Source organism: Candidatus Roizmanbacteria bacterium CG_4_9_14_0_2_um_filter_38_17, assembly GCA_002788855.1.
Lineage (GTDB): Bacteria > Patescibacteriota > Microgenomatia.
Window position 1 is genome coordinate 1 of sequence record PFSB01000002.1, and the last position, 6,387, is coordinate 6,387.

Genomic DNA, 6,387 nt, shown 5'->3' on the forward strand with positions numbered 1-6,387 from the left:
CCTCGTTACTTAACATGAGATTACCCCTGACTAAAATTGTAACTCTAGTTCCTAAGGCTCCATAAAAATGAGCAAGCTCTGCCGCAATATACCCACCACCTATAACTATTAAATGTTCTGGCTGTTTCTCTAGTCCTAGAGCTTTTGTGCTATCAAGATATGGTGTAGTTTCTAAACCTAGAATCGGCGGAATCGTTGGTCTTGTTCCTCCCACAATAAAGACTTTTTCTGCCTCAATTTGTTCCTTACCAACTTGCATTCGTTTAGGAGCAATGAACTTACCCCTGACTTTATAAAGGACAGGATTACCACTTTTTCTTACTGCTTGTTCAATTCCACTTGAATCTGTATCTACAACTTCAGATACTCTTTTAATAATTGATGCAAAATCAATATTTTCTATATTGCTTTTGATTCCAAACTTCTCACTGTTTTTAATAGTTTCGGCCACATCCGCTGAATGAATAAGCATTTTAGACGGAATACATCCTCTATTTAAGCATGTTCCACCTAAGCTGCCCTCTTCGACCAATGCAACCGACATGCCGTTTTGAGCAGCATAGGAAGCTACTTCAAGACCGGCACCAGAACCGACCACTAAAACATCAAACTTCTTCATAGCTCTTATAAATTTTTATCACTTATGACTTCATTACATTTGACCGGTCATGCTGTGCTTCGGGTCACTTGTCATCTCGCTGTTATGCTTTTCTATTTCACTTGTTGAGCTTGCATTGAATCCACACTTAGAACACGTTATCGCATGTTCTTGCTGACTACCTTGATTACCATGCATTTGTTTTGCGTGTGAATCCATTTCTTCTTGAGAATTAAAATGCGCTCCACACACAGGGCATGTCATTTGATTGCTATCCATATTATTCCACCTCCTTTCTTAAGTTAAATAATTTTTGCTTACTATTCCATTGTAAACCAATTTTTAATTTATATTATTTATCTTCCCTTTTTAGGTTCATTTCTTCTTGTGCCTTTTCTTTTTTTGTATGATTTGGATCCGTACAATGCTGATCTGTACATTTTTCTATCATGCCAACAGTTTTTCCCATTGAACACCTCATGCAGTTACAATGTTTTCCATGTCTCATCATTTCAGATCACCTCCCTGAGCAAGTTTTATGAGCTCATCTTTCTTTAGCTCACGATCACTGAATGCAATAACTCTTCGCGTTTCAGAATTGATAAACGTTGGAGTGTAGATATAGCCTGTCTCATATCCTTGTATTTCATTATTTTTATCAATCTCTTTTATATAATCATGCATGAGTGTGAAGCCTTCTTGCTCTTCAATATTTTGCTTTTCGAATATATACCCTTCTTTTTCAAGTTCCTCAACAACAGGTTTTACTGCTTCACAATGTTCACAATTAGTCTTTCAAAGTTCGATAAGTTTTTTCATAATAATATTATATGAAGTTGTATATAAATATTCCGTCAACTGGGCGACATACTGATGATAATAAGAAAAAATTATTATTGTCGGCTCGACGATAGTATTTAATGAATTAAATAAGTATACTCTTTTAATAGTATGTTATTTAATTCAATTAAGCTACAATGACGCCAGTAAAATCGTATGATTATGTTGTAATTGGAGCAGGCTCCGGTGGTCTGACAGTTGCGGTCGGATTGGCAAAACTTAGTAAGAATGTCTTTGTTGTCTCCGAAGATATTGGAGGAGATTGTACTCATACAGGCTGTATTCCAAGCAAACGTTTTCTTCATTTGGCTCATACATATCATTCATCCAAAAATAGTACTTCTGAAATATCTAAAGAAAATATATTTATTAAAATTAGGAATACAATTCATGAGATTGAGCATGAAGATATAAACATTTTACATAGCAATAATATCCCTTATGTTCTTGGAACAGCATGTTTTATATCAGACCACAAATTAGAATTAACACAGACATTTGGGAAAAAACAAATAATTAGATTTAAGCACGCAATTATTTCAACCGGCAGTTCCCCTAATATTATTCCCATTGCCGGAATTCCATCAGAGCGGATTCTAACGAATGAGTCCGTGTTTGATTTAGAACGAATTCCAAAAACATTGACTATAATTGGAGGAGGTCCAATCGGCGTAGAAATGGCAACGGCATTTGCAAAAATGGATACAAAAGTCCGAATGATAGTACGTTCTGCACTTCTCTCTAACCAGCCGCGAAGGACTACAGACATCGTTACATTATCTTTACAGGAATTAGCTGTCGATATCTACGAAGATATAAAAAGTTTTTTATATAACAACCATTCACAATCATTTGATCTATTTAATAAGCAAAACGAAAAAATAGTATCTATTCCAGGAAGTGAATATTACCTTGTTGCGCTTGGAAGAAACCCTAATGTTAAGACTCTGAAACTTGAACATGCAGGTATAGTGTACGACTCGGATGGAATAAGAACGAATAATAATTTGCAAACGTCAAAACATCATATTTTTGCAATCGGTGATGTAACTCCTGAAGCAAAATTTACTCATCTTGCTAATAATCATGGGAGATTCGTTGTATCTAAAATACTCCTTCCCTGGGTGCAAAGAAAGCGGGCGATACTTCCGGCGGTTACCTTTAGTGATCCACCAATCGCAAGTGTAGGTCTGAATCAGGAAGAAACATTCATTAAAGGATTCGAGATAGATTTTTCCACATCAGATAGAGCAAAAATCGAGGAACAATCAAAGTTATTCGGAATAATTTTTATCCATATGTTGACCGGAAGAATTGTTGGTGCAAGTATTGTCGGCAATTTTTCAGAACATATTATTAATTTCTTCACATTGGCAATACAAAAGAAGGTATCTATATTTGGTTTATCAAATTTCATGACACCATATCCAACATATTTTAATAGCTTTAACAATTTGTATGTGCATTTTCTCAACGAGTTTAAAAATTCACTAAAACATAATATATATACGTTCTTAAAATTTCATAGTATGCGTATAATCGCAATCATATTGTGGGTCATTATTGCAGTATTTTTATTACAATACTTACAATCATTGGACTACAATCTTACACTCCTTGCACGAAATCTAGCGCAATTATTTACATCGAAAGCGGGAGCCATATACTTTATTCTTATATATAGTTTGCGGGCTACGATATCATTTTCAGCAACCGTTTTAACACTCCTGGCAGGCTCGCTTTACGGATTTTGGAAAGGATTATTTCTAACTGTCATTGCAAGCAATCTATCGAGTACAGTCGCGTATTTTTTAGGTAAAACAATTTTCTCTAGTGAATCCAAAGATAGAGCAAAAGAATCCCATATACATGGCTCCATTCGGAAAAATGCATTTGAAGGGATACTTATTTTTCGGTTGGCAGGGTTCCCATACGATTTATTGAGTTATATTTCCGGAGCACTGAGAATTCCTTTCTGGAAATTCATAGCCGCAACAGCAATAGGATCTTTGCCCGGATCAGTCGCAATTGTAAGTATTGGAGCAAGTGTTAAAAATATAGAAAATTTCGAAAATATTAGGATAGATCCCAGATTTCTTGGATTAGGAATTCTTCTTGCCGCAGTTTCTATAGGAATAAGTTTGTATATAAAATCAAAAAAAAGAAATTAATTTTTTGTTTTACGAAAGATAATAAAATCTTTATTGGCATCTATGGCTTTCTGCAACTCTTCATTTGATGGTTCTACGAGGACTATGCCGTTTGGGAAAAGTATAGTAGGTATGGATTGCATCCCATTGTTGATGTTAAGCACTTCATTCACTGCGTCCGGGCTATTCTCCAAATTAATATATTCATAATCTATTCCTTTATCATCGAGATATTGTTTTGATCTTCGGCAATCTTGACACCATGTTGCTCCATACAGTTTTATTTTCATAAAATGAATTATAGATTATTCGCATGCTAAAATATGTCCGTGGCACGACAAAACAAGCTGGAATCTATTACAATAAACGTATGACTGATCGTATAAGCAAATATTTCTCACTATACATTTTTATTATCACTATATTCTTTACAAGAATAGCATTGTTCTTTTTTTGGGATATGTCATTCATGTTTTCCCAAAAGCAAGACCTTTGGCATCATATGTATCTTGGAATCTTATTTGTATTCGTATCACTCTTTTTTCATGGAAAAGTCTCAACATATTTGAGACCAATTGGATTAGGTTTATTTGCAGATGAATTTATTCATTTTTTTCATCTTATAGGCATTATCAACGAAGTTGATTACTGGTCGAGGCAAGCAATAACTGCAACAACAATCAGTGTGTTACTAATATCTTTTTTTCTAATTAAAATAAAGGAAAGGCCGTTGTAACGATCTATTTCACGTACGATTCTGTATTAGGATGGAATGCAGCCCAGGCAAACCAGAAGAGGCGGATGGGTATAATTTCTTCTCCAGTTTCTATATTTGTAACTTTAATTTGACCATAATTTCTGGAGAACCCTGTATCTCTGGAAAGCACTTCTGTCTCAGGATACTCAGTCTTCCATTGACTCCATTCGACAGTAGTAATCGGAACTTTCACTAGTGTTTCGTTGCGTCTGGCGGCTGGGCCGACAATTGCTTCTCCGGTAATTTGTTGTCAGAGATTACCTTCATAGCGGTCATATATCACCAGATCGCTATTGTGAAGCTTGCCAGAAACGCCAAACTCCGTTATTACCTCGTCTACTGTTCGTTCAAAAGCCAAAGCTGAGCCGCAAAGCGGGCAGAAAGTAATAGTAATGGGTGTTTCATTTGCTTGGTCATTCACACCTGATAACGGTCTCTCCTGGATTAGCTTGTCCTGAACTTTGTCGAAGGGCTTTTGTCACCTGATTATTTCCCTTCAGTTTTTCTAGTTGTGAATCGACATTAACGCTGTTTTCAAAAGTGGTTGTAATTTGAGTCCAAGATTTCGGCAAATTGTTGAGTGTCCAGGCTTGCAGAGCTCGGTCTGCCCTGGTCCAATACACGGAGTCCAGACAATTCCCAAGCCCACTCCGGTAATAAACCCACCGCCAAACCCGCTGTTTTTGTTTTGAGATGGTTGAAAATGCCAGTACCGCTCAATCCAGCCCTGAGTTTTTTCCCAAATACTGGGGAATACCATACTCAGGCCAAAAAATACCAGCAGCCCAACCGCGAACAAGCGTACTGTATCAGCAGGAATTCCTAAAACCCGTACGAGGGTTGCCAGCAATAGAGAAGCAATCGTGAAACTGACCACGAGCAAAATTTTAATTCCTTCACCACCACTATTCCATTTTGAAATTTCATTGCCTTCATTGTCTACCTGGACAAAAGAATCTTGCATAGTAATGTTGTATTTTGCTTTTAGATCAGTCGCTGTATCGTAATCAGTTTTCAGAATGGTAACGTCAGAAGGAATTTTGCCAAAATTCGTCTGAACACTCTGAACTTTGACAGATGATTCCGATACTTCAGTATTCTGAATATTTTGTTGCGATGATTGGTTACTACTTCCCTTTAAGAAAGTAAATCCGATTATAGCAATAATCATTGCTCCAAAAAATAGAAATAAGTATTTTTTTATTTCCCATAGATTCACCTTCTTTCCATCTTGGATGAGTTCACTATGCTATTAAATAATTTTTTTACAAGAGGTTTTGCTCTCTTTTTTTTAATCTGTTTTTTCTTCTTAGAGGCTAAAAACAAAAGTTCCTCAATAAAAGAGTCATCTCCATCGCAACAAACAGTTATACCTTTCATTGTTTCAATGATATGAAACGATTCTTGAAAAATCTGTCGCGTGTCGGACAAAGTAGACAATTATGAAGTAAACTGCTTCAGTTGAGTAGAACTGAATTGAATCGACTTTCCCTTACGTTTTATTAATCCTTTTTTCTCAAGTTGATTGATGATCGTAGTCACGGTTTGGCGGCTAATACCAAGCATTTGAGCAAGTTCTTCATGAGTAAATTTATCAGAAATTTCCATATAATCTTCTTTGCTTTTTTTCCCAAGGTTGAGAAAAAGTTTGATTAATCGCTGGAACGCACTATCTGCAGCAACCGATGACATGCGTTTTTCAACGTGTACAAGTCTATTGAATAACTGCTTCATGAGTTTCTCTGACAGTTCCGGGTACTGGCTCACTAATGTAAAAAACCTGTCTTTATGAAGTGAACATACATATGAGTCAGTTGTAGCTTCAACGAACAATTCTGATTCTCCTTCTGTACCCAAATCACCAAAAAAGCTCCCGGGCAGTAGCCGTTCAATAATTGTCTTCTTTCCAGTTGGAGTTAACTGATACAGCTCTACTTGACCGGTTTTAACAATAAACACTTTATCTTTGTCTCCTGGTTCAAAAATTACTTCTCTTTTGCAATACTCTTTCATTGAAAAAAGTGACTCAATAGTATGAAGAT

The 6,387-nt window shown here is 36.1% G+C and carries 9 protein-coding genes; 2 read left to right on the top strand and 7 right to left on the bottom strand.

All coding sequences use genetic code 11. The annotated features are described in order from the left end of the window. Nucleotides 1-619 (bottom strand): dihydrolipoamide dehydrogenase (locus CO050_00100; GenBank protein PJC32370.1); only part of this gene is annotated, 619 nt, incomplete at its 3' end. A 33-nt stretch (nt 620-652) separates the two neighbouring features. Next, on the bottom strand, nt 653-877 hold the full coding sequence (locus CO050_00105; protein ID PJC32371.1) for a hypothetical protein: 225 nt from the start codon (nt 875-877) through the stop codon (nt 653-655). 698 nt (nt 878-1,575) lie between these two features. On the opposite strand from CO050_00105, the gene CO050_00110 reads away from it, so the two are divergent. Beyond that, nucleotides 1,576-3,609 carry a hypothetical protein gene (locus CO050_00110; GenBank protein PJC32372.1) on the top strand — a complete coding sequence of 678 codons (2,034 nt, stop codon included), beginning with the start codon at nt 1,576-1,578 and terminating at the stop codon, nt 3,607-3,609. On the opposite strand, the gene CO050_00115 is transcribed toward CO050_00110, so the two are convergent. After that, entirely contained in the window at nt 3,606-3,878 is a 273-nt protein-coding gene (locus CO050_00115; protein ID PJC32373.1) for an NrdH-redoxin, read from the bottom strand. The genes CO050_00110 and CO050_00115 overlap by 4 nt on opposite strands. 23 nt (nt 3,879-3,901) lie before the next feature. On the opposite strand from CO050_00115, the gene CO050_00120 reads away from it, so the two are divergent. After that, complete coding sequence (locus CO050_00120; protein ID PJC32374.1) at nt 3,902-4,324, top strand: hypothetical protein; 423 nt, start codon at nt 3,902-3,904, stop codon at nt 4,322-4,324. A gap of 4 nt (nt 4,325-4,328) precedes the next feature. On the opposite strand, the gene CO050_00125 is transcribed toward CO050_00120, so the two are convergent. From CO050_00125 to CO050_00140, 4 genes are all read right to left on the bottom strand, one after another. After that, nucleotides 4,329-4,589, bottom strand: coding sequence for a hypothetical protein (locus CO050_00125; protein ID PJC32375.1), 261 nt, complete (start codon nt 4,587-4,589; stop codon nt 4,329-4,331). A 6-nt stretch (nt 4,590-4,595) separates the two neighbouring features. After that, nucleotides 4,596-4,790, bottom strand: coding sequence for a hypothetical protein (locus CO050_00130; GenBank protein ID PJC32376.1), 195 nt, complete (start codon nt 4,788-4,790; stop codon nt 4,596-4,598). Nucleotides 4,791-4,850: 60 nt separating this feature from the next. Then, nucleotides 4,851-5,564 (bottom strand): hypothetical protein, encoded by a 714-nt coding sequence (locus CO050_00135; GenBank protein ID PJC32377.1) that lies wholly within the window; start codon nt 5,562-5,564, stop codon nt 4,851-4,853. Nucleotides 5,565-5,785: 221 nt separating this feature from the next. Then, on the bottom strand, nt 5,786-6,358 hold the full coding sequence (locus CO050_00140; protein ID PJC32378.1) for a hypothetical protein: 573 nt from the start codon (nt 6,356-6,358) through the stop codon (nt 5,786-5,788). Between the last annotated feature and the right edge of the window lie 29 nt (nt 6,359-6,387).